The organism is Bradyrhizobium sp. USDA 4504, from assembly GCF_054063995.1.
In genome coordinates, this window is sequence record NZ_JBSSGV010000001.1 from 933786 (window position 1) to 959128 (window position 25343).

At 64.7% G+C, this 25343-nt stretch carries 24 protein-coding genes and 1 pseudogene; 11 read left to right on the forward strand and 14 right to left on the reverse strand.

Going from position 1 to position 25343, the window contains the following annotated elements:
• Positions 1-150: 150 nt before the first annotated feature.
• Positions 151-1050 carry a CHAD domain-containing protein gene (locus ACVMB1_RS04020; RefSeq protein ID WP_244558653.1) on the reverse strand — a complete coding sequence of 300 codons (900 nt, stop codon included), beginning with the start codon at positions 1048-1050 and terminating at the stop codon, positions 151-153.
• Between the two features lie 310 nt (positions 1051-1360).
• Between ACVMB1_RS04020 and ACVMB1_RS04025 the strand changes: the two genes are divergently transcribed.
• From ACVMB1_RS04025 to ACVMB1_RS04035, 3 genes are all read left to right on the forward strand, one after another.
• The gene (locus ACVMB1_RS04025; protein ID WP_057015246.1) at positions 1361-1795 is read left to right on the forward strand and encodes a MarR family winged helix-turn-helix transcriptional regulator; all 435 of its coding nucleotides are present in this window, start codon (positions 1361-1363) and stop codon (positions 1793-1795) included.
• Between the two features lie 77 nt (positions 1796-1872).
• Positions 1873-2640, forward strand: a complete 768-nt coding sequence (locus ACVMB1_RS04030; protein WP_076824424.1) for an enoyl-CoA hydratase-related protein — start codon at positions 1873-1875, stop codon at positions 2638-2640.
• 111 nt (positions 2641-2751) lie between these two features.
• Positions 2752-3621, forward strand: a complete 870-nt coding sequence (locus ACVMB1_RS04035) for an aldose 1-epimerase family protein (protein ID WP_076824426.1) — start codon at positions 2752-2754, stop codon at positions 3619-3621.
• 11 nt (positions 3622-3632) lie between these two features.
• On the opposite strand, the gene ACVMB1_RS04040 is transcribed toward ACVMB1_RS04035, so the two are convergent.
• The 4 genes from ACVMB1_RS04040 to ACVMB1_RS04055 all read right to left on the reverse strand — a co-directional run bounded on the left by ACVMB1_RS04040 (position 3633) and on the right by ACVMB1_RS04055 (position 7860).
• Positions 3633-3833, reverse strand: a complete 201-nt coding sequence (locus ACVMB1_RS04040) for a hypothetical protein (protein WP_076824477.1) — start codon at positions 3831-3833, stop codon at positions 3633-3635.
• 83 nt (positions 3834-3916) lie between these two features.
• Positions 3917-4918, reverse strand: coding sequence for a tryptophan--tRNA ligase (gene trpS, locus ACVMB1_RS04045; protein ID WP_076824428.1), 1002 nt, complete (start codon positions 4916-4918; stop codon positions 3917-3919).
• Positions 4919-5149: 231 nt separating this feature from the next.
• Positions 5150-5998 carry an Npun_R2479 family HD domain-containing metalloprotein gene (locus ACVMB1_RS04050; RefSeq protein WP_076824479.1) on the reverse strand — a complete coding sequence of 283 codons (849 nt, stop codon included), beginning with the start codon at positions 5996-5998 and terminating at the stop codon, positions 5150-5152.
• A 1127-nt stretch (positions 5999-7125) separates the two neighbouring features.
• Positions 7126-7860 carry an SDR family NAD(P)-dependent oxidoreductase gene (locus ACVMB1_RS04055; RefSeq protein ID WP_076824481.1) on the reverse strand — a complete coding sequence of 245 codons (735 nt, stop codon included), beginning with the start codon at positions 7858-7860 and terminating at the stop codon, positions 7126-7128.
• A 195-nt stretch (positions 7861-8055) separates the two neighbouring features.
• On the opposite strand from ACVMB1_RS04055, the gene ACVMB1_RS04060 reads away from it, so the two are divergent.
• The 3 genes from ACVMB1_RS04060 to ACVMB1_RS04070 all read left to right on the forward strand — a co-directional run bounded on the left by ACVMB1_RS04060 (position 8056) and on the right by ACVMB1_RS04070 (position 10702).
• On the forward strand, positions 8056-8469 hold the full coding sequence (locus ACVMB1_RS04060; protein ID WP_016843084.1) for a DUF3830 family protein: 414 nt from the start codon (positions 8056-8058) through the stop codon (positions 8467-8469).
• Position 8470: 1 nt separating this feature from the next.
• On the forward strand, positions 8471-9409 hold the full coding sequence (gene puuE, locus ACVMB1_RS04065) for an allantoinase PuuE (RefSeq protein WP_076824431.1): 939 nt from the start codon (positions 8471-8473) through the stop codon (positions 9407-9409).
• Between the two features lie 141 nt (positions 9410-9550).
• A complete protein-coding gene (locus ACVMB1_RS04070) occupies positions 9551-10702 on the forward strand; it encodes a mechanosensitive ion channel family protein (protein ID WP_076824483.1) in 1152 nt (383 codons plus the stop codon).
• Between the two features lie 13 nt (positions 10703-10715).
• Here the strand turns inward: ACVMB1_RS04070 and ACVMB1_RS04075 are convergent, their stop codons facing one another.
• From ACVMB1_RS04075 to ACVMB1_RS04095, 5 genes and pseudogenes are all read right to left on the reverse strand, one after another.
• Positions 10716-12248 (reverse strand): ABC transporter ATP-binding protein, encoded by a 1533-nt coding sequence (locus ACVMB1_RS04075; protein WP_141340941.1) that lies wholly within the window; start codon positions 12246-12248, stop codon positions 10716-10718.
• Positions 12245-12928, reverse strand: a complete 684-nt coding sequence (gene biuH, locus ACVMB1_RS04080) for a biuret amidohydrolase (RefSeq protein ID WP_057015253.1) — start codon at positions 12926-12928, stop codon at positions 12245-12247. The genes ACVMB1_RS04075 and biuH overlap by 4 nt, the downstream gene beginning before the upstream one ends.
• Before the next feature lie 19 nt (positions 12929-12947).
• Positions 12948-13874, reverse strand: a complete 927-nt coding sequence (locus ACVMB1_RS04085; RefSeq protein ID WP_028339446.1) for an ABC transporter permease — start codon at positions 13872-13874, stop codon at positions 12948-12950.
• 1 nt (position 13875) lies between these two features.
• A pseudogene (locus tag ACVMB1_RS04090) lies at positions 13876-14986 on the reverse strand (ABC transporter permease).
• On the reverse strand, positions 14983-16092 hold the full coding sequence (locus tag ACVMB1_RS04095; protein ID WP_456814099.1) for a BMP family ABC transporter substrate-binding protein: 1110 nt from the start codon (positions 16090-16092) through the stop codon (positions 14983-14985). The pseudogene ACVMB1_RS04090 and the gene ACVMB1_RS04095 overlap by 4 nt, the downstream one beginning before the upstream one ends.
• Positions 16093-16466: 374 nt before the next feature.
• Between ACVMB1_RS04095 and ACVMB1_RS04100 the strand changes: the two genes are divergently transcribed.
• The 3 genes from ACVMB1_RS04100 to ACVMB1_RS04110 all read left to right on the forward strand — a co-directional run bounded on the left by ACVMB1_RS04100 (position 16467) and on the right by ACVMB1_RS04110 (position 19547).
• Positions 16467-17738 (forward strand): allantoate amidohydrolase, encoded by a 1272-nt coding sequence (locus tag ACVMB1_RS04100; protein ID WP_076824439.1) that lies wholly within the window; start codon positions 16467-16469, stop codon positions 17736-17738.
• Positions 17739-17937: 199 nt separating this feature from the next.
• Positions 17938-19176, forward strand: a complete 1239-nt coding sequence (locus ACVMB1_RS04105; protein ID WP_076824441.1) for an ATP-binding protein — start codon at positions 17938-17940, stop codon at positions 19174-19176.
• Positions 19177-19313: 137 nt separating this feature from the next.
• Complete coding sequence (locus ACVMB1_RS04110) at positions 19314-19547, forward strand: hypothetical protein (protein WP_016843102.1); 234 nt, start codon at positions 19314-19316, stop codon at positions 19545-19547.
• Here ACVMB1_RS04110 and ACVMB1_RS04115 read toward each other — a convergent pair.
• Positions 19495-20466 (reverse strand): LysR substrate-binding domain-containing protein, encoded by a 972-nt coding sequence (locus tag ACVMB1_RS04115; RefSeq protein ID WP_076824443.1) that lies wholly within the window; start codon positions 20464-20466, stop codon positions 19495-19497. The genes ACVMB1_RS04110 and ACVMB1_RS04115 overlap by 53 nt on opposite strands.
• 86 nt (positions 20467-20552) lie before the next feature.
• Between ACVMB1_RS04115 and ACVMB1_RS04120 the strand changes: the two genes are divergently transcribed.
• Entirely contained in the window at positions 20553-21623 is a 1071-nt protein-coding gene (locus ACVMB1_RS04120; protein ID WP_141340943.1) for a YeiH family protein, read from the forward strand.
• A gap of 63 nt (positions 21624-21686) precedes the next feature.
• Here ACVMB1_RS04120 and ACVMB1_RS04125 read toward each other — a convergent pair whose 3' ends face one another.
• Positions 21687-22700 carry a formamidase gene (locus ACVMB1_RS04125; RefSeq protein WP_028339439.1) on the reverse strand — a complete coding sequence of 338 codons (1014 nt, stop codon included), beginning with the start codon at positions 22698-22700 and terminating at the stop codon, positions 21687-21689.
• A gap of 225 nt (positions 22701-22925) precedes the next feature.
• Here ACVMB1_RS04125 and ACVMB1_RS04130 point away from each other — a divergent pair, with 225 nt between their 5' ends.
• On the forward strand, positions 22926-23603 hold the full coding sequence (locus ACVMB1_RS04130) for a cysteine hydrolase family protein (protein WP_076824447.1): 678 nt from the start codon (positions 22926-22928) through the stop codon (positions 23601-23603).
• Here ACVMB1_RS04130 and ACVMB1_RS04135 read toward each other — a convergent pair.
• Entirely contained in the window at positions 23600-24424 is an 825-nt protein-coding gene (locus tag ACVMB1_RS04135) for a carbohydrate ABC transporter permease (RefSeq protein ID WP_038383999.1), read from the reverse strand. The genes ACVMB1_RS04130 and ACVMB1_RS04135 overlap by 4 nt on opposite strands.
• A complete protein-coding gene (locus ACVMB1_RS04140; protein WP_229191509.1) occupies positions 24421-25272 on the reverse strand; it encodes a carbohydrate ABC transporter permease in 852 nt (283 codons plus the stop codon). The genes ACVMB1_RS04135 and ACVMB1_RS04140 overlap by 4 nt, the downstream gene beginning before the upstream one ends.
• Positions 25273-25343: the final 71 nt, after the last annotated feature.

Here is a 25343-nt window from a genome sequence, read left to right on the forward strand (position 1 = left end):
GATTTGAGAGTCGCGTCTATTTGAATGTCATTTATGCACATCAAGTAATGATGGCACAAGAGCAATAAATGATGTTTTATACATCATTCCTAGGCGCGGTCCTCAACGCGAGCGGTATCCGCACGCCGACGGAGTTGCGCTGATGCGCGTTCAGTCGGAGATTTTTCGATAGACCGCCGCGGCGTGGCGCAGCAGCCGGCTCTTGCGCTTCCGTTCGTGCACGCGCTGGTGCCTGGCCTTGCGCTCGTGGGCGCGTTGCGCGGGTGCATCGACGCTCTCGAGCAGCCCGCGACGGACCTCGTCATCGTTCAATTCGCCGAGCAATTGCTGTCCCTTGCGCAGATGCTTCAGGATGATCCGCCATGACGCGTATTCGTCGGGGGGCAAGCCGCCCTGCGAGAACTCGATCGCGTAACGCAGCCGCTTGCTGGCGAGACGGACGCGGTGGCGCTTGTTCTTGCCCATGCCTTGCAGCCCGCGGCTCTTCTGGCACAGCTTGCCATGCCACCGCGCCAGCCGCCGCGCGTGAAACACCGCGACCGGCACGGCTCGCCGCTGCGCGGCGCGGGGGTCCTGCCGCGTGGTCCAGGGTCCGCTGCCGACCCAGTCCCACATGCCGTCGAACCATCGCCAGTATCGATCGCTTTGCAACGCCTCCTTGAGCGCCTCGAACGCGTCGGTTCGCGCCGTCTGGAGCATGCCTTCTTCAGGCAGGCCCTTGCTGTTCTCGATCGCGACGTCGAGGTCGCGCGTGGCGCCGAGATGGGCGCTCAGCCATCTCAACTCGGATTTCAGTCGCGTCCATTCGGTGTCCGCCACCATCGGCCCATAGAAAGCGATCGCCGCCTTCAGCCGCGTCAGCGCGATACGGGTCTGGTGCAGCGCGGCGGAATCGCCGGAACTCATGGCCTCGTGATTGGTGGCGACTTCCTCGAGGCATTCGGACAGGATCAGGCGAAACGCGGTCTCACAGCGCATGGCTTCGCTTAGATGGCGCGGCCGCTTTGGGCGGACAACACGCTCCTTGGCCGGACTTGCCGCTACCGTCATGACACTCTCGTGACCCCGCCGGTACCGCAACGCAACCGGGCGGCTCCCGGGTGGGAAGATTTCCCGTTTGATCGATGTCGATCAAGGATTTTCTGCCGGGCCGCAGTGCGACGATCCAGCGACAGGATCAAAATGTCGCAATCAACCCGTTGGCGGGAGCTCATTCCAGTCGATATGCAGGCCGGGCTTTTGAGGGAACACCATGGTTTCGAGCACGCCGCAAAACCAGCCAGCGGACTTCGCCGCAGCACCAGATATTTCGTGCACGAAGTATCTTGATATTTCGCGTGCGAAATATATAACGGACGGCATGAAAGCGGAACACCGGCTGATCTTTCTTCTGACCGTGGCCTATCGCCGGTTGCAACGCGCCATCGAGCAGGAGACGGCCACGCACGATCTGACGTCGGCCCAGGCCGGCGTGCTGTTCTTTCTCGGGCGCAATGACGGCGCGCTGATCGGCGACGTCTCGCAGGCGCTCGACATCGTGCCGTCGGCGATGAGCGGGCTCGCCGACCGGATGGAACGTGCAGGCCTCGTGAAGCGCCGCCGCGATGGCGAGGACGGCCGCAGCCAGCGGCTCCATCTGACCGCGGCGGGGCAGGAGTTCGGCAAACGCGCCGCGACGCGGACCAGGGCGATCAACAACCGTCTGATGGACGGGTTCTCGGACGCGGAGATCGACGTGGTGTCGCGCTGGCTGACCAGCCTGCAAGACAAGTTTCCGAAAGGCAAGGACAGCTAGAGCGTCTTCAAGCGAAGTGGCTACCGGTTCGCGTGAAGAAGACGCGTCAAGCAGGAAGCGAGCAACAGGAGTGAAGCATGAGTGAAGTGGTCGTAGCGCTGGACGGCGGTGTCCTCACCGTGACGATGGCGCGCCCGGACAAGAAGAATGCGATCACCAACGCGATGTATGGCGCGATGGCCGATGCGCTCGAGCGCGCGGAGGGCGATTCCGCGATCCGCGCCGTGCTGCTGCAGGGCGACGGCGACAGCTTTACCGCCGGCAACGATCTCGCCGACTTCGCGGCGGTGTCGCGCGGCGTGCAGGGCGAGCGCCACGTGACGCGCTTCCTCGCCGGACTTGCCAAGGCGACGCGGCCGCTGGTTGCCGCCGTGCAGGGCAATGCGGTCGGCATCGGCACCACTATGCTGCTGCATTGCGACCTCGTCTACCTCGCGCCGACTGCGCGGCTGATCACGCCGTTCGTCAATCTGGCGCTGGTGCCGGAGGCGGCCTCGACCTATCTGCTGCCGCAGCGCATCGGCTATGCGCGGGCCTATGCGATGTTCGCGCTCGGCGAACCGGTCGAGGCGGAGACGGCGGTCTCGATCGGCCTCGCCAACGCGGTTGTGCCGCTCGCGGACCTGCGCGCCAAGGCACGCGCGGCGGCGGACGCGCTGGCGAAGCGGCCGTTCGGCTCGCTCCAGCACACCAAGGCGCTGATGCGCGACCCCGCCAGGATCAGCGCGCAAATGGCGCGCGAGGGCGAGATCTTCCAGGAGCGACTGATGAGTGCGGAAGCACGCGAGGCCTTTGCCGCCTTTGCCGAGCGTCGCCAGCCCGATTTCTCCAAGATTACCGGTTAGGTCCGGAGCGTGGGCCGCCACGCGTGGGCGGCGCTATTGCTTTGGGGTTGACGGCCTCGCCGGCTTCGAACATCTCCTGTCGGGGCATAGCGCAACCCGGCGAGGCGAGGCATGAGCGACAGTCACACGCTGCGCGGCGAAGGAATCGCCGCGACCATTTCGGCGCAGGGCGCCGAATTGTCGTCGCTCAGAAATGCCGACGGGACCGAACTGTTGTGGCAGGCCGGCCCGCAATGGCCGCGCCATGCCCCCATCCTGTTCCCGATCGTCGGCCGCTTGAAGAACGATACGCTGCGCCACAACGGCAAGACCTATCCGATGACGCAGCACGGCTTCGCGCGGGATCGCCGCTTTGCCTGGGTGGAGCAGGGGCCCCGATCCTGCAAGCTTGCGCTCACCGACGATACGGAGACGCGTGCGCGCTATCCCTTCGCGTTCAGGCTCGAGGTCACCTATACCGTTGATGGCGCCGATCTCGATGTCGCCTTCGACATCGTCAACACCGGCGCCGAGACGCTGTCGGCCTCTCTCGGCGGTCATCCTGCCTTCAACTGGCCGCTGCTTCCGGGATTGGCAAAGGAGGCGTACGCGTTGACCTTCGCGAAGGATGAGCCGGCGCCGATCCGCCGGCTGACGGAGGGACTGATGCGGCCGCAAGCCGAGCCGAGTCCGATCAAGGGCAGCGTGCTGGCGTTGTCGGAGCAGTTGTTCGACGACGACGCCATGATCCTCGATCAGGTCGCGAGCGCATCGGTCCGCTTTGCTGCTGCGCAGGGGCCTGCGATCGAGGTGTCGTGGCGCGGCTTTCGCGAACTTGGCATCTGGTCGAAGGTCGGTGGCGCGGCGTTCCTCTGCATCGAGCCGTGGTACGGTTTCGCCAGCCCTGTCGAATTCGATGGCGAGTTCGCCGGCAAGCCCGGCCTCATGCACATCGCGCCGGGTGCGCGGCAGTCACTGGGCTATCGCATTCGCGTGAGCTGACGAAGAACAGGTCAATGGGCGCGGGAGCTGAGCGCACTGGTGATCGCGCCGACCGATGGCGGGTTCTCGTTCGCCCAGGCCTCATGCGCGGCCAGGTCGCGGTAATGCTCGGCCATGCGCAGCAGCCGCTCGCGGATGCCGGCTTCTTCCTCGCTTTTGGCCTGATCGGTCAATTGCGCGGCGCGTTCGAGAAGCGTTTTCGGATCGATCACGACAAGCTCCAAATCCGGTTTTCGCCAAGCGGACAACCCTTACAGGCAAGCACAGTTCCTGCCTTGGTTTGATGACAGCGCATTCAGAGCTGGAACACGCCGAGTCCCGCCATCACATCGCGCTTGGTGCGCTCGGTGATCTCCCGGGCTTTCGAGGTTCCGCGCCTGATCACGTCAGCGACATGGTCGCGATTGCTTGCCAGCTCGGCGCGCCGGGCCCGGATCGGCGCGATCAGGGCTTGCAGGATGTCCTCCAGCCGCCGCTTGACCGCTGCGTCGCCGAGACCGCCGCGCCGATAGCGCGCCTTCAATTCCTCGACGGCGTGCCGGTCGTCATCGAACGCGTCGAGATAGCTGAAGACGACATTGCCCTCGATCTTGCCAGGGTCGCCGACGCGCAGATGATCGGGATCGGTGAACATCGCGCGCACCGCGGCCGAGATGTCGCCGGGCGAGGCCGAGAGAGCAATCGCATTGCCGGCGGATTTGCTCATCTTCGCGCGCCCGTCGACGCCTGGCAGCCGTCCCGCGCGCGGTATGACGGCCACCGCCTCCTGCAGGAGCGCACGGCCGGCAAGCGCGTTGACGCGCCTGATGATCTCGTTGGTCTGCTCGATCAGGGGAGCCTGGTCCTCGCCGACCGGCACGACGGTGGCCCGAAACGCGGTGATGTCGGCGGCCTGCGCCACCGGGTAGCACAGGAAGCCCGCCGGGATGTCGCGTCCGAATCCGCGGGCGCGGATCTCGTCCTTGATGGTGGGATTGCGCTCCAGCCGCGCGACGGTGACGAGGTTGAGATAGAGCATCGACAATTCCGCGAGCGCCGGAAGCTGCGACTGCAGGCAGATCGAGGTTCGTTCGGGATCGATTCCGACGGCGAGATAATCCAGTGCGACCTCGATGACGTTGCCGCGGACCTTGCCGATGTCGTGCGCGTTGTCGGTCAGCGCCTGCATGTCGGCGAGCAGCAGGTATTGCTCATGGCTGTCCTGAAACGCGAGACGGCTTCTGAGCGAGCCGACGTAATGGCCGAGATGCAGCGGCCCGGTGGTGCGGTCGCCGGTGAGGATGATCGGTTTGGTCACGGCTTATCTCCATTCGTTTGAATGGGGACACCGCATGCGGGCTGGATGAGGTGAAAGAAAAAGGCCGCCCAATGCGGCGGCCCCGAAATGCATGAACGCGTTCGGCCCGCCTGTCAGTCGGCGAGCCAGCCACCAGAGATTGGCGATCAGGATCGAGCGGTTCATGGCGTGAGGCGTAAGGCAATCGAACGAGCCGGTCAAGACGGCATAGCCAGTTATTCTTCCACCCGGCTATGCTCGAGTAATCGCTCCCCTGTGCTCCTCCGAGAACACGTGCGCGTAAAGGTTGGCGATCCATTGCTTACCTTCCTGCGTGACCCGCAGATATCGAAGTGCGTCGCCGATATAGGGGCAGACGGCCTTCCAGAAGAAAGCAGGGTACGCTGCACGTAGATCATCGGGGGTCTGATATCCGAGTTTCTCGCTTGCGCCAGTCTCCCGAAATTCGGCAAACAAGGCTGACGTCTTCCGCAAATAGTCAATGTCGGCCAATTGGCCGATCAAATCCGCGGCACGAAGCAGGCCGGGATAATCCGCCGTACTGGTATGCTCCTCTTCCCCCGGTACCGGAAAGCGCGTGTGCTCGATGTTCGCCTCGATTTCCTTTGTGTCGATGGAGGTCAAGCTCACCTTGCCGAAACGCTCGCGGACAAAGAGCTTGGATCGTGTCACATGATAGGGGGTCAAGGATGCGTCCGTGGCTCCAGCAGATATCCGGACGCGATCACCGTTTTCGTTACAAACATAAAGTCCGTCCCGGTCGCCTCGACATACCCCGCGTACATAGCCGATGTCGTGGCATAAGAGCGAAATCATGAAATGGAGCCAGTCGCGCGGCCTGACGCCGCCTTCGCTCGTATGCTTGCCGAGTAAAATGTTCTGTCCGACCAACGTCACCATGATGGTGTGGTTCATGTCGTGGTAGGCCGCATCGCTATTGGCAATATTCTCCAACGCGAGGCGCCCAACGAAACCGATGATGTCCGGATAGGCGGGCTCGAGGATTCCGTAGATTTGGCCGTATGTACCCTTAAGCTGATCGACAAACGCTTGGATGACAATTTGAGTTGGGTTGAACATGATCGCCTCCAATGCGCGGATGCTATGCCGGTTTGGGTATTTCGTCACCGGGTTGTTGGTCCCGCGAATTGGGCCGGAGCCTGGTGGCCCGGAGGCCTGTCGAGCCCTGGTTTTGAGGGTTACCGGGATGAGGCAAGGCTGAACCACCGCTGATGGCCCATCGCGATCAATGCACCCGACCGCCAAACGGTCCGCTGTGAGGTGCATACCGGATCTTGCCGAGACCGGGCCAAACGGTCGCGATTGGACCCGAAGTGGGCAGTGGGGCCAGTAACGAGGGTGGACCGAAGCGCGCATGTATCCGCCCATGGCTCCCAACTTCCGTCAATTTTTGATCGCCATGTCAGATGTGGAAATTCTTGCCGAAGCGTGGCGATAGGAGTCACGCGATCAATGCTTTCATTCCAAGTGATTTGCAGGACGAGTAATGAAGAACGCAACACTGTTGGCCCTTGGTTTGTTGGCGGCGGGAGTTTGGTCACAAGACAGCGCGAGATGTCAGACCTCGCTTTCCCCTCCGCTTTCGCTTGCGCCGCCGCCGCCGGATGAGAGATCGGCATCTCCGGGCGCAACCAACAGCGTCTGGCCGCCGACGGCGACCGCTAAGAGTTCGGTACCGCCCCGGGCTGCTGAAGATTCTTTGCCACGCTCCACTGCCCCGCGATCTGCCACTGTCGAACACACGCCGGTAGAGTCAGGCAGCGCTTCGCCAGCACAAGTGATCGACAGGTCGCCGCCGTCGGCTAGACCGGTCCCCGATTACGATGGTTTTAGCGTCGGCATCGACGACGACACGTCAAGCCGGACGACGCGACCCGTCAGGTCACACCGGGCAAAGCAGCCCAAGCTCGATCAAGAAGCGGATCGTGTCTCTCGGCAGCAATCGGTCGATCCCGGGGACGATGACAAACTAAAGGGCAAGCTTACGATTTGCCGCGGCTGCAAGTAGCAGGCACCACTCCGGACGGACATTTGAATTGGCCCGTCATTTTGCGGGACACTTGCGATGCAAGAGTCCGGAGTTGGCCCATCGCGACATATTCCGATGCTGCACAAAATGACCGCTATAAGGACAAAGCGGACGTAAGCTTCATCGCATGATGCCGCTGGGCTTATGGGTACGTGCCCTAGTTGAACGCCATGCCGCCGCTCATCGCGATGGTCTGTCCGGTCATGTAGGGATTATTGACCAGCAGCATCACGGCCTGCGCCACCTCCTCGGCGGTGCCGAAACGGCCGACCGGGATCCGGCTGACGAGCTCGCTCTTTCCCTTCATCATGTCGGTCTCGATCAGCGACGGCGCCACGGCGTTGACGGTGATGCCTTCCTTGACAAGGCGTGCGGCATAGCCGCGGGTCATCCCCTCCATCGCCGCCTTGGATGCGTTGTAGTGCGGCCCGATCGAGCCGGCGCCGCGCGCCGCGCCGGAGGAGATGTTGACGATGCGGCCCCATTTCCGGGTGCGCATCATCGGCAGCACCGCTTGCGTGCAGAGAAACGCCGATTTGAGATTGACCGTGATGGTGCGGTCGAAATCCTCCTCGGTGAGGTCGTCGACACCCCTGACGATCGCGATCCCGGCATTGTTGACGAGGATGTCGACCGGGCCGAGCTCGGATTTGGCGCGCTGGACCAGCGCGGTGACGGCGGCAGCTTCCGAGACGTCGGCGGCGATCGCGACGGCGCGGCCGCCGGCGGCAATGATGCCCTTCGCTAGCGTCTCCGCCTCGGCCGAGCGCTCGCGATAATTGATGGCGACGGCTGCGCCGGCATCCGCCAGCATCTTGACGATCGCCGCGCCGATGCCGCGCGATCCGCCGGTCACCAGCGCCACATGTCCGTGCAGACTGCTTGTTGTCATCAGGGTCACCCTGTTCGACGTACCCTCGCAGGACGCAAACGGGAAGGCGCGGCGCAATGCAACTCTGCTCAAATCTGCGTTGGAGGCCGCCGCGCGGCGAAAAACCGGGCTCCGGGCCCGGAATCGGCCTTGCGTCCGGCCCGGGCCGGCGGCAATGGTTGGGACATCACTTCTTAGCCCACCCACGAGAGATCGATGAGCAAACTGATTGTCCGCGCCGGCGAGTTCACCTTTGACGCCCGTTTCGAGGAGCAGCTGGCGCCGAAGACGGTCGCCGCGTTCCGCAAGGCGATGCCGTTCGAGAGCCAGGCGATCCACGTGCGCTGGAGCGGCGAGGGCGTCTGGATGCCGCTCGGCGATCTCGACTTCGGCGTGTCCTACGAGAACCACACCAGCTATCCGGCGCCGGGCCAGATCATCCTCTATCCGGGCGGCATCAGCGAGACCGAGATCCTGCTCGCCTATGGCGGCGTGCACTTCGCCAGCAAGATGGGCCAGCTCGCCGGCAATCACTTCATCACGCTGACCTCGGGGCTGGAGAACCTCACCGCGTTCGGCAAGACCGTGTTGTGGAAGGGCGCGCAGAACATCCGCTTCGAGGAAATCTGATGTGACCGAGGCCCGCTATCCGCGCGATCTCCGCGGCTACGGCCGCAATCCGCCCGATCCGAAATGGCCCGACGCGGCGCGCATCGCCGTGCAATTCGTGGTCAATTTCGAGGAGGGCGGGGAGAACAACATCCTGCACGGTGATCGCGCCTCGGAAGCGTTTCTGTCCGACGTGCTCGGCGCGCAGCCCTGGGTCGGCCGGCGGCACGCCAATATCGAGACGATGTTCGAATATGGCGCGCGCGCCGGCTTCTGGCGGCTGTGGCGGATATTCACCGAGCGGAAGCTGCCGGCCACGGTGTTCGGCGTCGCGATGGCGCTGAAGCGCAATCCGGACGTCGTCGCCGCGATGCAGGAGGCGGGCTGGGACATCGCGAGCCACAGCCTGCGCTGGGTCGAGCACAAGGACATGTCGGAGGACGAGGAGCGCGAGGAGATCGCCAGCGCCATTGCCGTGCATGCCGAGGCGACCGGCGCGCGGCCGCTCGGCTGGTACACCGGCCGCTCCTCGATCAACACGCTGCGGCTTCTAATGGAGGCGGGCGGCCTGCGCTATCTCTGCGATTCCTATGCCGACGATCTGCCGTACTGGATCAAGGCAGCCGGCACCGAGCCGCATCTCGTGATCCCCTATACGCTCGATGCCAACGACATGCGCTTCATCAACGCGCAGGGCTTCGGCGGCGGCGAGGAGTTCTACACCTACCTGAAGGACAGTTTCGACGTGCTCTATGCCGAGGGCGCAACCTCACCGAAGATGATGTCGATCGGTCTGCATTGCCGCGTCGTCGGGCGTCCCGGCCGCGCCGCCGCGCTGATGCGCTTTCTCGACTACATCCAGAAGCACGAGCACGTCTGGGCGCCGACCCGGCTTCAAATCGCCGAGCATTGGCACGCCAATATGAAGCATCTCGCCGCGGAAGCGTTTGAGATCGGCTAGCGCCGGTGCCACTCCAGCCGAATTGACGCAACATCCTGCGCATTCGAATTGCATCGGGTGAATTGCTGCGTTGCACAGACGTCAGAAGCGATCCCGGATTCCACGCGTTAGCAGCCTGCAATGCGGGAGCAGGCGGGTTTCATGCAAGACGTCCAGGAGATCGTAACCGGATTGGAACACACATTTCGCTGGGTTCCGGATTGGGTGGTCGGCCTCGTCCTGATCACGGCTGCGATCGCCGTTGCGCTCGTCGTTCACTCCATCGCGCAACGCATCGTCCATCGCATGGTGGGACCAAAGAATTCCGTCGCGCCGATGCTGCTTGACCGGACAGCCGGTCCGTCACGGCTGGCGCTGTGCCTTGCCGCCGTCGCGCTGGTGTTGCCATTGGCGCCGCTCAACGATCTGCTGCGGCTGACACTCAGCCATTTCTTCGGCGTCGCCGTCATCGCGCTGATCGGCTGGATCTCGATCCGCGCCGTCGACATGGCGTCGGCCAGGTATCTCGATAAATTTCGCCTCGACGTTGCCGAGAATTTCCTGGCACGCAAGCACGTCACCCAGGTGCGCGTCTTCAAGCGGGTCACCGACACGCTGATCGTCATCATCGCGGTCTCCACCGCGCTGATGACGTTCGACTCGGTCAGGCAATACGGCGTCAGCCTGTTCGCCTCCGCCGGCGCCGCCGGCCTGATCGTCGGTCTTGCCGCAAGGCCGTTGCTGAGCAATCTGATCGCCGGCGTGCAGATCGCCGTGACCCAGCCGATCCGGATCGAGGACGCGGTCATCATCGAAAACGAATGGGGCTGGGTCGAGGATATCGCCTCAACCTATGTCGTGATCCGGCTGTGGGACTGGCGGCGCATGGTGGTACCGCTGTCCTATTTCATCGAGCGCCCGTTCCAGAACTGGACGCGCGACGCGCAATCCCTGATCGGTGCGATTGCGCTGCATGTTGATTATAGCGCCGACGTGCCGGCGATCCGCAAAAGGCTGGAGCAGGCGGCGAAGGAGTCGCGGCTCTGGGACGGCGCGGTGGTCAATCTGCAGGTGATCGACACCCACCCGCGCACCATCGAGCTGCGCGCGCTGATCAGTGCACGGAATGCACCGCAATCCTGGGACCTGCGTTGCGAGATCCGCGAGAAGCTGCTGGCGTTCATCCGTGACGAGATGCCAGACGCGCTGCCGCGCGATCGGGCGATCCTGGCGCCCGCGGTCGATGATTTCGGCCGGGCGTTCCTGCGCGGCGCGCCGGCACGGCAGCGCGCGGCGGCGCCGGCGCGCAACTGATCCGTGATTTGCTCTAGTGGCCGGCCATGTGCCGGCCGATCTCGGTGAGGTCGGCCTCGCTGGCGCGGGCCTCATGCACGAACGCGCCGTGGAACATCACGACCAGCCGGTCCGACAGCTCCAGCAGCTCGTCGAGGTCCTCACTGACCAAGAGCACCGCCGCGCCTCGGTTGCGGGCGGCCATGATCTCGGCGTGGATTTGCGCCACCGCCGCGAAGTCGAGCCCGAAGCAGGGATTGGCGGCGATCAGCACCTCGACGTCGCCCGAGAGCTCGCGCGCCAGCACCGCGCGCTGGACATTGCCGCCCGACAGTGCCGCGATCGGCGTCTCCGGCGTGCGGGTCTTGATCTTGTAGCGGTTGATCTTGCGCTCGGCGTCGTTGCGGAAGGCGGCACGGTTCAGCCACCAGCCGCCGCGCGCGAACGGAGCGCGATCGAATTCGCGGAATGCGATGTTGTCGGCGACGCTCATGCCGCCGACGCAGGCGTTCTTCAGCGGCTCTTCCGGCAACAGCGACATCCTGTGGCGCCGCATCTCCGCGCGGCTCGCCGCATAGGTCTCGCCCTGGACGCGGATCACGCCGCTCTCGGCCTCGCGCTGGCCGGCCAGCACCTCCACGAGCTGGCGCTGGCCGTTGCCGGAGACGCCGGCGATGCCGACGATCTCGCCGCTTTTCACGGTCAGCGATACGCCGTGCACGGCAATCGCGCCGGCATCGTCAAGCGCGGTGAGCTTGTCGAGCTCGAGCCGGGCCGCTCCGGTCTCGCCGGTGCGCGGCGGTTGTACCGTCAGCTGTTCGGCGCCGATCATGGTGCGGGCCATCTCGTCCGGCGTCAGCTCGGCGACCCGGCCGCTGCCGGCAAGCTTGCCGCGACGCAGGATGGTCACCTCGTCGGCAAAGGCCATCACCTCGCGGAACTTGTGCGTGATCATCAGGATGGTGAGCTCGCCCGCGACCACCATCGCGCGCAGCATGTCGAGCACCTCGTCGGCTTCGCCCGGCGTCAGCACCGAGGTCGGCTCGTCCAGGATCAGGAAGCGGCGCTTCAGGTACAGCTGCTTGAGGATCTCGCATTTCTGCCGTTCGCCGGCGGAGATGTCGGAGACCTTTGCATCGAGCGGCACCTTGAACGGCATCCGCGCCAGGAAGGCCTCCAGCTCCTTCTTCTCCTTGCGCCAGTCGACCACGGCAGGCACGTCGTCGCGCGCCAGCACCAAATTCTCGGCGACCGTCATCGCCGGCACTAGTGTAAAGTGCTGGTAGACCATGCCGAGCCCGAGCGCATGCGCGTCCTTCGGATTGGCAATGGCCTGCTGGCGGCCGCCGACGAGGATGTCGCCTTCGGTGGCGTGGTAATAGCCCATGATGCATTTGACGAGCGTGCTCTTGCCCGCGCCATTCTCACCGAGCAGCGCGTGGAACGAGCCGGGACGCACCTTGAGCTCGACATTGTCGAGCGCTGTAAAATCGCCGAACCGCATCGTCATGGCGATGGCGTCGACGCCGAACGCGCCTGATGGTGCGGGCGGCTCGCCGATGATCACGACAGCGCCCCGATCAGGTCGGCGGATTTGGTCACCGCGCCGAACACGCCGCCCTGCATCTTGATCATCTTCAGCGCGTGGTCGTGATTGCCCTTGTCAGTCGCGCCGCAACAGTCCTCGACCAGCACGCATTCGAAGCCGCGATCGTTGGCCTCGCGCATCGTGGTGTGAACGCAGACATCGGTGGTGATGCCGGTCAGCACGATGTTCTCGATGCCGCGCAGCCGCAGCATCAGTTCGAGGTCGGTGGCGCAGAACGAGCCTTTTCCGGGCTTGTCGATAACAGGTTCGCCCGGCAGCGGCGCGAGGTCGGGAATGATCTCCCAGCCGGGTTCGCCGCGCACCAGGATGCGGCCGCAGGGGCCGGGGTCGCCGATGCCGGCGCCGATCTGGCGCGAGCGCCAGCGCTTGTTGGCGGGCAGGTCGGCCAGATCAGGCCGGTGCCCCTCCCGCGTATGGATGATGTGAAAGCCCTGCGCGCGCATCACCGCGAGCAGCTTCCTGATCGGCTCGATCGGCGCCCGGGTCAGCGAGAGGTCGTAGCCCATCTTGTCGACATAGCCGCCGACGCCGCAGAAATCGGTCTGCATGTCGATGATGATGAGCGCGGTATTCTGCGGCCGCAGATCGCCATTGTAGGGCCAGGCGTAGGGCTCGGACTTGATGAAGCGCTCGGGCATGAAATGATCTTTCGAGATGCTATCGGGTGATGGACAATTCGGCGGGCGCGCCGGTCAGCGTGCGCTTCGGCGAGCAGGTGATGATCATGATCGCGAGCGTCAGGATGTAGGGCGCGGCGTTGAACAAATGATAGCCGGAGGTGATGCCGACCGATTGCAGCGCGGGCCCGAGTGCGGCCGCGCCGCCGAAGGCGAGCGAGGCCCACAGGCACAGCATCGGGTCCCAGCGCGCGAAGATCACCAGCGCCACCGCGGTGATGCCCTGTCCCGAGGAAAGACCCTCGTTCCAGCTGCCGGGATAGAACAGCGACAGGAACGAGCCGCCGATGCCGGCGAGGAAACCGCCGACCATGGTGGCGCGCAACCGGATCAAGAGCACCGAATGGCCCATCGCGCGCGCCGCATCGGCGCTCTCGCCGGCGGTGCGGATCAAGAGGCCCCAGCGCGTGGTCCTGAAGGCCCAATAGAGCAGCGGCGCGATCGCGACGCCGATCAGGAACAGCACGTTGATGCGCAGCGCCGCGCGCACCTGCGGCACGTCGCTCCACCAGCCGAAATCGATCGCCGGCAGCCGGGCCGCGGTCGGCTCGATCAGCGGCTTGCCGAGGAAGAACGCGAGGCCGGTGCCGAGCAGCATCAGCGCGATGCCGACCGCGATGTCGTTGACGCGCGGCAGCGAGCAGATGCCGGCATGCAGCGCGCCGAACAGCGCGCCGGTGATGCCGGCCGCGAGCACCCCGAGCCACGGCGAGCCCGACAGATAGGAGATGCCGTAGGCGCTCATCGCGCCCATCACCAGCGTGCCCTCGAGGCCGAGATTGATGCGGCCACTTCGCTCGGTGATGCACTCGCCGAGGCTGACGAACAGGAACGGCGTCGAGACGCGGATGGCGCCGCCGAACACGGCCAGCGGGACGGTCCAGAGCCCGAGCGATGCATCCGCCATGTCAGGACTTTCCCTTCAGGAAGCCGATCCGCCCGTAGAGCGCGTCGCTCGCCAGCACGAACACGAAGATGATGCCTTGCAGCACCAGCACGGAGGCATCGGGCAGGCCGAGGCGCCGCTGCAACAGGCCGCCGGAGGCCGAGATGCCGCCGAGCAGGATCGCCACCGGAATGATCGCCAGCGGATTCTGCCGCGCCAGGAACGCGACCAGGATTCCGGTGAAGCCGTAGCCCGCCGCGAGGTTGGCGTTGGTGCGGCCCTGCACCGCCGCGACCTCGATCATGCCGGCCAGCCCGGCACAGCTGCCGGCGAGGAAGCACACGGTCAGGATCAGTTTGCCCGACACTGAGGCCGACGATCTTGGCGGCGCGGATGTTGCCTCCGGCGACGCGCGCGGCGAAGCCGAAGGTGGTGTGATAGATCAGGATGTAGGCGGCGATGGCGGCGACGAGGCCGAACACCAGGCCCCAATGCACGTCGGTGCCGGGAATGGTGCCGATCATGTTGGCGGCGCCGATCTCGCGCGTCGACGGCTTGTTGAGGCTCGCCGGATCGCGCATCGGCCCCTCGACCAGATGGTTCAGAATCGCAAGCGCGATATAGACCAGCAGCAGGCTCGAGATCGTCTCGTTGACCCCGCGATATTGCCGCAGGCCGCCCGACAGCGTGATCCAGAGGCCGCCGCCGATCATGCCCGCGATCACCATGGCGATCTGCACCACGATCGGCGCCGCGCCCTGCACCGCCAGCGCCGCCGCGGTCGCCGACAGTGCGCCGATCAGAAGGGCGCCTTCGCCACCGATGATCACCATGCCGAGCTGTGCCGGCAGCGCCGTGCACAGCGCGGTCAGGATCAGCGGCGCGGCGCGGGTCAGCGTGTTCTGCCAGGAGAAGGCGGTGCCGAACGCGCCGTAATACATGTAGAAATACAGATCGAGCGGGTTCTTGCCGTAGAGCGCGACAAAGCCGCCGAACACCGCGAGCGCGCCGACCAGCGCCGCGGCCGGGATCAGGATGTATTCGATGCTCGCGCCGTGGCGCTGGAGGAATCCGGGATCAACGGCCGGAGCGATGCCGGCCGCCTCCACCGATTCCGCCGTTTCCGTCGTCACGCGGTGGCTCCGATCACGCCCTCGACGAGATAGTCCATCTTCTCGAGCTCGGGATCCTGCTGGCCGCGATCGGTGCCGGACGCGATCACCGTCTTGCCCTTGTTGTCGACGAGCGGGCCCTTGAAGATCGTAAACTCGCCGGCCATGAACTTGGCCTTGACGTCGTCGGCGTGCTTGCGCGCCTCGGCGGACACCATCTCGCCATAGGGCGACACCTTGACGATCTCTTCCTTGAGGCCGCCGCGATAGAAGTTCGGGATCGCTTCGCCGGCGGTGATCATCTTGACGAATTTCGGGTAGAGCGCCTCCCAATTCCACTCGGCGCCGGCGAGATAGGCCTTCGGCGCCAGCGGCGACTGGTTGACGTGATAGCCGCATACGAGAGCGCCGCGGCGCGCGGCGTTCTCGACCATCGTCTTTGGTCCGTCGACATGGCAGGTCAGCACGTCGATGCCCTGGTCGATCAGGCTGTTGGTAGCCTCGGCTTCCTTGACCGGCATCGACCAGTCGCCGGTGAAGATCACCTGCGTGGTCGCCTTCGGATTGGCGAGCCGGGCGCCGAGCGTGAACGCGTTGATGTTGCGCAGCACCTGCGGGATCGGCTTGGCGGCGACGAAGCCGAGCTTGCCGCTCTTGGTCGAATAGCCGGCCACGATGCCGGAGATGTATTGCGCCTCGTCGATATAGCCGAAATAGCTGCCGGCGTTCTTCGGGTCCTTGTCGGACCACAGGCCGCCGCAGTGCTCGAAGCGCAGTTTTGGAAACTTGCCCGCCATCTTGAGGACGTGCGGATTGTAGTAGCCGAACGAGGTCGGGAACATGAGCGTGGCGCCGTCGAGATTGATCATGGACTCGATGGTCTTCTCGACTGCATCGGTCTCCGGCACCTTTTCTTCCTCGACCACCTTGATGCCGGGAAGCTTCTTCACCGCCGCGGCTCCTTGCGCGTGCGCCTGGTTGTAGCCGTAGTCGTCGCGCGACCCGACATAGATGAAGCCGATCGTGGTTTCCGCTGCCGCCGCGCCCCGAATGCCGAGCGTGCTGCCGAGCGCCAGTGCGGCGCTGCCCTGCAATAAATGCCTTCTTGAAATCCTGCCAAAATCCATCGCTCGCTCCCTCCGGCGGGTCCGGCCCGCCTGTCCCTGTCGCAGCCGCCTGTCGGCGGAGCTTGGGGGAAGTGTCGCAAGCTTCATGCCAGAGCATGTTTGGCGATCAGTCTTCCGTAAATGGTTGGATGTACGTGAGAATGGTGATCGTTCCCGGAACGCTCGGAATCCCGATTGAGATCGATTTGCCTATTTTATGAGCGATCGATCGCTGTTGTATGCAATGCCGTTAAGCAGTCGATAACCGCCGGACAGCCGGTGCGAGCCCGGTCGAGACCTGCGCACAACGCGCCATTTGCCGGCTGGTGAATCGGATCGGGCCTGCTACGAGTGAAGCGGGCTCCGGCGGCGGCGTTGGATTGATGGGAAACAGCATGAGCGAGACCAAACCGTCCTCGAAACCGTCTTCCCTTGGCGAAGAGATCGTGGCGCGGATCGATCGGCTCGCGACGATCTCCGAGACGCCGGAGCATCTGGCGCGAATCTTCCTTACCGACGAGCATCGCAAGGCTGCCGATCTCATCCTGTCCTGGATGCGCGAGGCCGGCATGAGCGCGCATCTCGACGCGATCGGCAATGTCTGCGGCCGCTACGAGGGCGAGCGGCCGGGGCTGCCGGCGCTGATGCTCGGCTCGCACTACGACACCGTGCGCGACGCCGGCAGATGGGATGGCCCGCTCGGCGTCATCACCGCAATCGCCTGCGTCGCCGATCTGAACCGGCGCGGCAGGCGGCTGCCGTTCGCGATCGAGATCGTGGGCTTTGCGGACGAGGAGGGCGTGCGCTTCGCCTCGACCCTGCTCGGCAGCCGCGCGGTCGCCGGCACCTTCGACGAGAGCGTGGTCAACACGCGCGATCGCGCCGGCATCTCGATGCGCGATGCGCTGGTCGCCTTCGGGCTCGATCCCGATCATATCGGCAAGGCGGCGCGCGCCCGCCGCGATCTGCTCGGCTATGTCGAGCTGCACATCGAGCAGGGTCCCGTGCTGGAAGAGAAGGCGCTGCCGGTCGGCGTCGTCAGCGCGATTTCGGGCGCGACAAGGCTTGCCGCCAGTCTCACCGGCGTCGCCGGCCATGCCGGCACGGTGCCGATGAAGCTGCGGCGCGATGCGCTGGCGGGTGCTGCCGAATGCATCGTTGCGATCGAGCAGTTTTGCAGGTCCGACGAACAAGGCCTCGTCGGCACCGTCGGCTATGTCAACGCGATGCCGGGCGCCACCAATGTGATCCCGGGCAAGGTGTCCTTCACCATGGATATCCGCTCGCAGAACGACATGCATCGCAAGCGCGCCGTCGCCGACATCGTGCGGCAGATCGAGGCGATCGCAAAACGCCGCGACCTCGCCTTGCAGATCGACGTCACCCACGAGAACCGCAGCGTGCCCTGCGCGCCGTGGCTCAAGGCGCAGATCGCCGAGGCCATCGCGGCCGAGGGCTATGCCGCGTTCGAGCTGCCGAGCGGGGCGGGGCATGACGGGATGGCGATGGTGGATGTCGCCGATATCGGCATGATCTTTCTGCGCTGCCGCGGCGGGATCAGCCACAATCCGGCCGAGCATGTCGAACTCGCCGATGCCGACATCGGCGCGCGGGTGCTGCTGCGCGTCGTCGAGAATTTTCGTCCGCACGTTGCAGTGAATAGCTGAAATTGCGCGCTTCGCAGGCCTGCGCCGAGGGGCGCTCGCTGCCCACGTTGCGTCAGCACGCCGCAGGCACTGGTCAGGGGCCGCTGCCGGCCCGACCCATGCCTGATCCGGACAGATCAGACCACCGTTTCCGGCTCAGCTGGCCTATTTGCGGGCCGGGCGTGAAGCGCTAGACTTGGTGCAACGGGGGGTAGTGGACATGAGGTCGTCCGTCGTCCAGGACGTTCAGTTCCCAAAACAACCGGCGCTGCAGCTGATCTATGACACTGCACCGATCGGGCTCGCCTATCTCTCACCGGATTGCCGTTACCTTCAGATCAACCAGCGGCTCACCGAGATCTGCGGCATTTCGGTCGAAGGTCACCTCGGGCGCACGGTGCATGATTGCGTGCCCGCGCTGGCTTCGGCCGTCGAGGGTATCGTTCGCTCGATCATGGAGACCGGAGAGCCCGTCACCGACGTGGAGGTTTACGGCCAGCGCCCCGGCCACAATGACGAGCGATGCTGGATCACGCATTGGCATCCGCAGCGCGAACCGAACGGCAGCATCGTCGGCGTCAACGTTGCGGCCGAAGAGATCACCGATCGCAAGCGCAGCGAACGCGAGATCCGCGCCGCGCGCGATGCAGCCGAGAAGGCCTTGCACCATCTGCAGGAGACCCAGGCGTCGCTGATCGAGGCGGAAAAGCTCGCGGCGCTGGGCCGGCTGGTGGCCGGCGTCGCGCACGAGATCAACAGTCCGGTCGGCACCAGTCTCACCGTCGCCTCGGTGCTGGAGCAGAAATGCGCCGACTTCGCTGCCGAGGCTGCGCGCGGCAAGCTGAAGCGATCCAGCCTGAGCGATTTCATCGAGGTCGTCGAAAGCGCCTCGTCGCTGCTTGTCGGCAACCTCAAGCGCGCGGCAGACCTGGTGCAATCGTTCAAGCAGGTGGCCGTCGATCGCAGCTATTTCGACCGGAGCCAGTTCGATCTCGGCGCGGCGACCGAGCAGGTTCTCTCGAGCCTGCGTCCGGCCTTGCCGAAGAACAACCTGGCGCTTGAGGTCGATTGCCCGCCCGGTCTTGCCATGAACAGCTATCCCGGCCCTTATGGCCAGGTGCTGACCAACCTGTTCGTCAATTCGGTGGCGCATGCGTTCCCGGATGGCAAGGGCGGCATCATCGCGATCCGGCTCCGCGCCTCAGGCGCGGACCAGGTCGAGATCCTGTTCGCCGACAACGGTTGCGGGATGGATCACGACGTGCTGCGGCAGGCCTTCGATCCATTCTTCACCACGCGCCGCGACATCGGCCGCATCGGGCTTGGTCTGCACATCGTTCATAACATCGTCACGAACCGGCTCGGCGGAGAGCTCAATCTCGAAAGTGCGCCGGGTATGGGGACACGCATGCGCATCACGCTGCCACGCGTGGCGCCGCAGCGCGTGACCGACAGTTGATGGCTACAGGCGACGCCGAGAAGGAAATGCTCCCCGGCTTTCTGGCCGGAAAACGTCCTTCCAAGTAACCGCCGCAAAAGGCATTCCACTACCCTTGCTTCCGCCCCCGTCGTCGCGACATTCTGAGGATATTCCTGATGGTCACGACGATGAGCCAATCCGCATTCGATCCCTTCGGCGAGCCGGTCCCCGCGGTCGATCCTTCGATCGCGAGCGAGGGCGTGTCGAAATGGCTGAAGACCGCGGGCACCAGCGTGTTCTGGGTGCTGGTGGTCGGCATCGTGCTGGCACGGGCCGTCTATTTCGAGCCCGGCGTGTTCAGCTTCGAGCATGCCGTTGCCTGGGCGCAGGGTCTGTTCGCCGCGCTCTAGCCGCAGGTCCGCGCGGCGCCGTCCTGGCCCTTTGCGCCTCCCGAATGATCCCCTCGAACGCGACCGCCGCTGGCACCTCGAGCCGGCCGGGCGATTTCAGTTGCCAGAGCGTGCGCTCGATATGGATGCCCTTGATCGGGATCACCTTCAGCTTTCCGAGCTTCACTTGATCGTCGATCGTTGCGATCGACACGATGGCGACGCCGACGCCTGATGCCACCGCCTGCTTGATCGCCTCGGTGCTGCCGATCTCGAGCGTCCGCTGCGGCTCGACGTGGTGGGCCGCCAGCGCCTGCGCGACGACCTCGCGCGTGCCTGAGCCGGGTTCCCGCACGATCAGGATCTCGTCGTTCAGCGACCGGATGTCGATCGGCCCCTGGACCGCTGCGAAGCGATGATCCGGACCCGCAATCAGCGCCATCACGTCGGTACGCCAGGCTTCGCTGACCAAATTCTCGTCCTCGACCGGTCCCTCGACCAGCGCGATCTCGATCTCGTGTCCCAGCATCAGCGCGGCGATGTCGCTGGTGTTGGCGCTGACGACATGCAGATCGATGCCGGGAAAGGCGCGGTGGAACACGCCGAGATATTCCGGGATCATGTAGGTCGCGATCGTGGTGCTGGCACCGATCCGCAGCGAACCGCTGTCGAGGTTGCGCAGCGCCTGCAATTCGTCCTCGGCGGCGCGTTCGGCCGCGAACAGCGTCTCGGCATGCCGCGCCAGCGCCGCGCCCTCCCGGGTCGACCGCACCCCCTTCGGCGTGCGGTCGAGCAGCCGGCAGCCGACCTGCAGCTCGAAATCCCGCACGCCCTTGGAGATCGCCGGCTGGCTGATGTGCAGGAGGTCGGCGGCGCGGGAGAAACTTCCGGTCCTCGCCACGGCCGCGAACAGGCGGAGCAGATGCAGGTTGAGGGACATAACTTCTCTCTATCGGGGCAGTCCGAAAATATATTAGCCAAGAGGTGTGCCTTGGCGCATAAAATCTTCTCCGAAAAGAGGATTTTGTGCCGGAACAAGAACAAGACCAGGGGCAGAAGCAGGGGGCGCTGCGGCGCATATTCCAGCTCATTCCGGGGATTCTGCTCTGCGGGGTCGTCACGGTCATCTCGCTCGGCATCCAGGCCGCCGAGGAGCGCGTTTTCGACCATCCCTATATCGAGGCCCTCGTCGTCGCGATCCTGCTCGGCATGGCGGTGCGCACCGCCTGGGAGCCGTCGGCGCGCTGGCGCTCGGGCATTGCCTTCAGCGCCAAGCAGCTGCTTGAGGTCGCGGTGATGCTGCTCGGCGCCTCCATCAGCTTTGCCGCGATCGTGGCGTCGGGCGGGCTGCTGATCGGCGCCATCGCGGTGACCGTCGTGATCATGCTGGCGGTGAGCTATGGCCTCAGCCGGATGCTGGGGCTCAAGACCAAACTCGCGATCCTGATCGCCTGCGGCAATTCGATCTGCGGCAACTCGGCGATCGCGGCGGTGGCGCCGGTGATCGAGGCCGATGGCGACGACATCGCCTCGTCGATCTCGTTCACCGCCATTCTCGGCGTGCTGATGGTGCTCGGCCTGCCGCTCTTGATCCCGCTGCTGAAGCTGACGGCGACGCAATACGGCATCCTCGCCGGCCTCACCGTCTATGCCGTGCCGCAGGTGTTGGCAGCGACCGTGCCGGCGGGCATCGTCAGCACCCAGATCGGCACGCTGGTCAAGCTGGTGCGGGTGTTGATGCTGGGCCCGATCGTGATCGGCCTCTCGCTGCTGGTGGCGCGGCGGCGCAAGGCCGGCGCCGCCAGGGAGGGCACCTCGAAGGCCGCCTCGATCAGCCCGTTCAAGCTGGTGCCCTGGTTCATCATCGGCTTCCTGGTGCTGGCCGCGTTGCGCTCGTTCCAACTCGTGCCCGATATCGCGATCGCGCCGGTGACCAAGACGGCGGCGATCCTCACCGTCGTCTCGATGGCAGCGCTCGGGCTCGGCGTCGATGTCCGCGTGCTCTCGACCGTCGGCGGCCGGGTGACGGCCGCCGTCACGCTGTCGTTGATGCTGCTGCTGGGCTTGAGCATCGGCCTCGTGCACTTCTTCAAGTAGAGCATGATCCGGAAAAGTGTGGAGCGGTTTTCCGAAGAGATCATGCTCACATCAAAGGGCCGGCTACTCGGCGGCCTTCGCGGTCTTGCCGAACATCCGTGTCGGTGCGGGAAAGCCGCAGGACGTGCCGTCGGTGATCTTGACCTGATCTTCCCAAGGCAGGCGGAAGCGGCCGGACACCATGTCCTGCATGAACGTGTAGGGGCAATCCATCGCACCGCCCTTCACCGCGACATAGCCGCGGTGCCAGAGCTGATAGATGTTGTTCTCGACGCCCCAGTTGATCCGCGCCTCGCGCACGAGGTCGGGCCGCACCTCGGCGGTGATGATCTCGTCGGCCCGCCCCGTGGTCCCGTGCGCGATGATGCTGCCGTCGAAATTGACGATCATGCCTTCGCCCATCGAGTCGAACGACCCGTCCGAGCCGCACATGCAGACATTGGCCGTCACCATCAGGTTCTGGAACGCGTTGGCCTGGTTGGTGAAGCGCCAGCTGTCGCGGATCGGCGCGGTGTAGCCTGCGGTGCGGATCATGATCTCCGCGCCCTTGTAAGCGCATTCGCGGGCCATTTCCGGGAACATGCCGTCATGGCAGATGATCAGCGCGATCTTCGCGCCTTTCGGTCCATCGATCACGGGAATGCCGATGTTGCCGGGCTCCCACGGCTCGACCGGAATCCAGGGATGGAATTTGCGGTAGTACAGCTTGATATCGCCGTGATCGTCGATGATCAGCCCTGAATTATAGGGATTACCATGCGGGTTGAACTCCATGATGGAGAAGCAGCCCCAGATCTTGTTCTCGATGCAGGCCCGCTTGAAAGCCGCGACTTCAGGCCCGTCGAGCCGGCACATGATCTCCGGATTGGTATCCATCGAGAGGCCGTGCAGCGAGTATTCGGGGAACACGACGAGGTCCATGGTTCCGAGGTTGCGCCGCGCCTTGCCGACCATCCATACGATGCGCTCCGTCTGCCGTGCCAGGTCGGACCTTGTCGCAACCACAGGCAACTGCAGCTGCACCAGTCCGATCACGACGCCGTTCGGTGATTTGTTGAGACCGCCAAGTCCATTCATGCCTGTCCTCCCGCCTGTTTGAAATGGGCTGTCATTTCGCGAACGATGATCTTCGTTCGGTCGGGCTCCCAGCTAGCAACGATCATGCCAGCAAGATCGCAGAATGCGCAAATGCAGCGTACGGTCACATGCTGATCGGGATCGCCGCGATGCGCCGCATCATTGCGCAATGGCACGCGGTTTGCTTAATCAAATGCGGGTTTTCTCGCATTCGGGGCGTGCGTCATGGCGAATTCAAGCGGGACGATCGCGGCGGAGCCGGCGCCGATCACGCTCGACTGGAGCAGGACCGCGCTCGTCATCATCGACATGCAGCGCGATTTCATGGAGCGAGGGGGCTTCGGCGAGACGCTCGGCAATGACGTCAGCCGGCTTGCCCGCGCGGTGCAGCCGATCGCCGCGGTGCTCGCGGCGGTGCGCGACGCCGGGCTGCTCGTGGTCCACACCCGCGAGGGCCATCTGCCCGATCTCTCCGACGCGCCGCCGGCGAAGGTCGAGCGCGGCGCGCCGTCGCTTCGGATCGGCGATCCCGGACCGATGGGACGAATCCTGATCCGCGGCGAGGCGGGGCACGACATCATTCCCGAGCTCTATCCCCTCGACAGCGAGATCGTGATCGACAAGCCCGGCAAGGGCGCGTTCTACGCCACCGAATTCGGCGACATCCTGCAGAAATACGGCATCGAGAATCTCCTGGTCTGCGGCGTGACCACCGAGGTCTGCGTCAACACCACGGTGCGCGAGGCCAACGATCGCGGCTACCGCTGCGTCGTGATCTCCGACGGCTGCGCGTCCTACTTCCCGGAATTCCACGAGATGGGTCTGAAGATGATCAAGGCCCAGGGCGGCATCTTTGGTTGGGTCACCGATTCAGCTGCCGTGCTGGAGGCGCTCGGGGACTAGCCGCCTTTCACCGCACCCGCCGTCAGTCCCGCCACGATCTGCCGCTGCGCCATCACGGTGAGCAGCAGCACCGGCGCCGTCACGATCAAGGCGGCGGCGGCGAGCGGGCCCCAGCTCAGCTGGTCGAACGAGATCATGTTATAGACCGCGACCGGCAGCGTGCGGGTCTCACGCCCGGCCAGCACGATGCCGAACACGAAATTATTCCAGGAGAAGATCACCGCGAGGATGAAGGCAACCGCAAGGCCGGGCTTTGCGATCGGCAGCGCGACATGGCGGAACACCTGCCAGCGGGTGGCGCCGTCGATCAGCGCAGCTTCCTCCAGCTCCAGCGGCGTGGTCTCGAAATAGCCGATCATGATCCAGATCACGATCGGCACCGTGACCACGAGATGGATGATGATCTGCGGCACCAGCGTGCCGAGCAGGCCGAGCCACTGGAACAGCAGGAACAGCGGGATCAGATACGACAGGCCGGGCGTGATGCGCGCGATCAGGATCACGATCGCCGATTTATGCGCGGCCATCCGCGCGATCCCGTAGCCCGCGGGCACACCGACCAGCATCGCAAGGCCCGTGGCGCAGCCGGTGACCACAAGGCTGTTGCTGAAATAGGTCAGGAACCGGTTGGAGGCGAACACGTCGGCATAGTTCTTCCAGGCGATATGCTCCGGAAAGAACACCGGCGGGTAGGAGGCGTTGTCGATCTCGAATTTGAGCGACAGCGAGGCCATCCAGAGGAAGAACAGGATCGCCGGCGAGACGATGACGAACACCGACAGCCAAAGCCCGATCCGCCCGAGAATCTGGCGCGGGTTCATGCCTCGCCCCCGAGTTCAGATGTCCACAGCAGGCGCTTGCGCAAGTAAAGCAGCAGTGCCGCCAGCGCCACGATCAGGAGGAAGAACACCACCGCGATCGCCGAGCCGTAGCCGAGGTCGTAATAGACGAAGGCGACGCTGTAGAGATAGACGTTGATGGTCTCCGACGCCGAGCCCGGCCCTCCTTGCGTGATCGCGAAGATGATGTCGAAGCTTTTCACCGCGTCGATCATGCGGATCATGCCGGCGATGAACAGGAACGGCATGATCAAGGGCAGCGTGATGAAGCGGAACACCTGCCAGAAATTGGCACCGTCGATCTGCGCGCTCTCGTAGGGTTCGGTCGGGATCGCGGCGAGGCCGCCGAGCACGATCAGCATCACCAGCGGCGTCCATTGCCAGGTCTCGACCAGCACCAGCGAGGGGATCACCGTCGCTGGGTTGAACACCCAGAGCTGCGGCGGCAGCCCGACCAGCGACAGCAGATAGTTCAAGACGCCAAGCTGCGGGTGGAACATCATGGTCCACACCAGCGCGATCGCCACCGGCGTGGCCATCATCGGCATGATGAAGATGCCGCGCAGGAAACCGCGCGCGGCGAATTTCTGATGGAATACCACCGCCGCCAGCGTGCCGAACACCAGCGGCAACAGCACTGACAGCGCTGTATAGGACAGCGTGTGCCCGACCGCCTCGACGAAGCGCGGATCGGTCGGCAGCCGCAGATAGTTCGCGAGCCCCACGAACACAGTCGGCGAGCCGACCTTCCATTCCTGCAGGCTCATCCAGATCGTGAAGACCCACGGAAAGATGATCACCGCCAGCACCACGACGAGCGCCGGGATCACGAACGGCCAATAGGACGGCGGACGCCATTCACGCGCCGGGGCGGCCTCTCCAGAGCCTGCGGCTCTGGACT

What these genes read in the sequence shown, in the direction of transcription:
- ACVMB1_RS04095 (WP_456814099.1), bottom strand. Translation starts at nt 16,092, where the DNA reads ATGGATTTTGGCAGGATTTCAAGAAGGCATTTATTGCAGGGCAGCGCC.
- ACVMB1_RS04085 (WP_028339446.1), bottom strand. Translation starts at nt 13,874, where the DNA reads ATGGCGGATGCATCGCTCGGGCTCTGGACCGTCCCGCTGGCCGTGTTC.
- ACVMB1_RS04100 (WP_076824439.1), top strand. Translation starts at nt 16,467, where the DNA reads ATGAGCGAGACCAAACCGTCCTCGAAACCGTCTTCCCTTGGCGAAGAG.
- ACVMB1_RS04110 (WP_016843102.1), top strand. Translation starts at nt 19,314, where the DNA reads ATGGTCACGACGATGAGCCAATCCGCATTCGATCCCTTCGGCGAGCCG.
- ACVMB1_RS04025 (WP_057015246.1), top strand. Translation starts at nt 1,361, where the DNA reads ATGAAAGCGGAACACCGGCTGATCTTTCTTCTGACCGTGGCCTATCGC.
- ACVMB1_RS04020 (WP_244558653.1), bottom strand. Translation starts at nt 1,050, where the DNA reads ATGACGGTAGCGGCAAGTCCGGCCAAGGAGCGTGTTGTCCGCCCAAAG.
- ACVMB1_RS04050 (WP_076824479.1), bottom strand. Translation starts at nt 5,998, where the DNA reads ATGTTCAACCCAACTCAAATTGTCATCCAAGCGTTTGTCGATCAGCTT.
- ACVMB1_RS04135 (WP_038383999.1), bottom strand. Translation starts at nt 24,424, where the DNA reads ATGAACCCGCGCCAGATTCTCGGGCGGATCGGGCTTTGGCTGTCGGTG.
- ACVMB1_RS04070 (WP_076824483.1), top strand. Translation starts at nt 9,551, where the DNA reads ATGCAAGACGTCCAGGAGATCGTAACCGGATTGGAACACACATTTCGC.
- ACVMB1_RS04055 (WP_076824481.1), bottom strand. Translation starts at nt 7,860, where the DNA reads ATGACAACAAGCAGTCTGCACGGACATGTGGCGCTGGTGACCGGCGGA.
- ACVMB1_RS04125 (WP_028339439.1), bottom strand. Translation starts at nt 22,700, where the DNA reads ATGAATGGACTTGGCGGTCTCAACAAATCACCGAACGGCGTCGTGATC.
- ACVMB1_RS04060 (WP_016843084.1), top strand. Translation starts at nt 8,056, where the DNA reads ATGAGCAAACTGATTGTCCGCGCCGGCGAGTTCACCTTTGACGCCCGT.
- ACVMB1_RS04130 (WP_076824447.1), top strand. Translation starts at nt 22,926, where the DNA reads ATGGCGAATTCAAGCGGGACGATCGCGGCGGAGCCGGCGCCGATCACG.
- biuH (WP_057015253.1), bottom strand. Translation starts at nt 12,928, where the DNA reads ATGCCCGAGCGCTTCATCAAGTCCGAGCCCTACGCCTGGCCCTACAAT.
- ACVMB1_RS04105 (WP_076824441.1), top strand. Translation starts at nt 17,938, where the DNA reads ATGAGGTCGTCCGTCGTCCAGGACGTTCAGTTCCCAAAACAACCGGCG.
- ACVMB1_RS04035 (WP_076824426.1), top strand. Translation starts at nt 2,752, where the DNA reads ATGAGCGACAGTCACACGCTGCGCGGCGAAGGAATCGCCGCGACCATT.
- ACVMB1_RS04115 (WP_076824443.1), bottom strand. Translation starts at nt 20,466, where the DNA reads ATGTCCCTCAACCTGCATCTGCTCCGCCTGTTCGCGGCCGTGGCGAGG.
- ACVMB1_RS04030 (WP_076824424.1), top strand. Translation starts at nt 1,873, where the DNA reads ATGAGTGAAGTGGTCGTAGCGCTGGACGGCGGTGTCCTCACCGTGACG.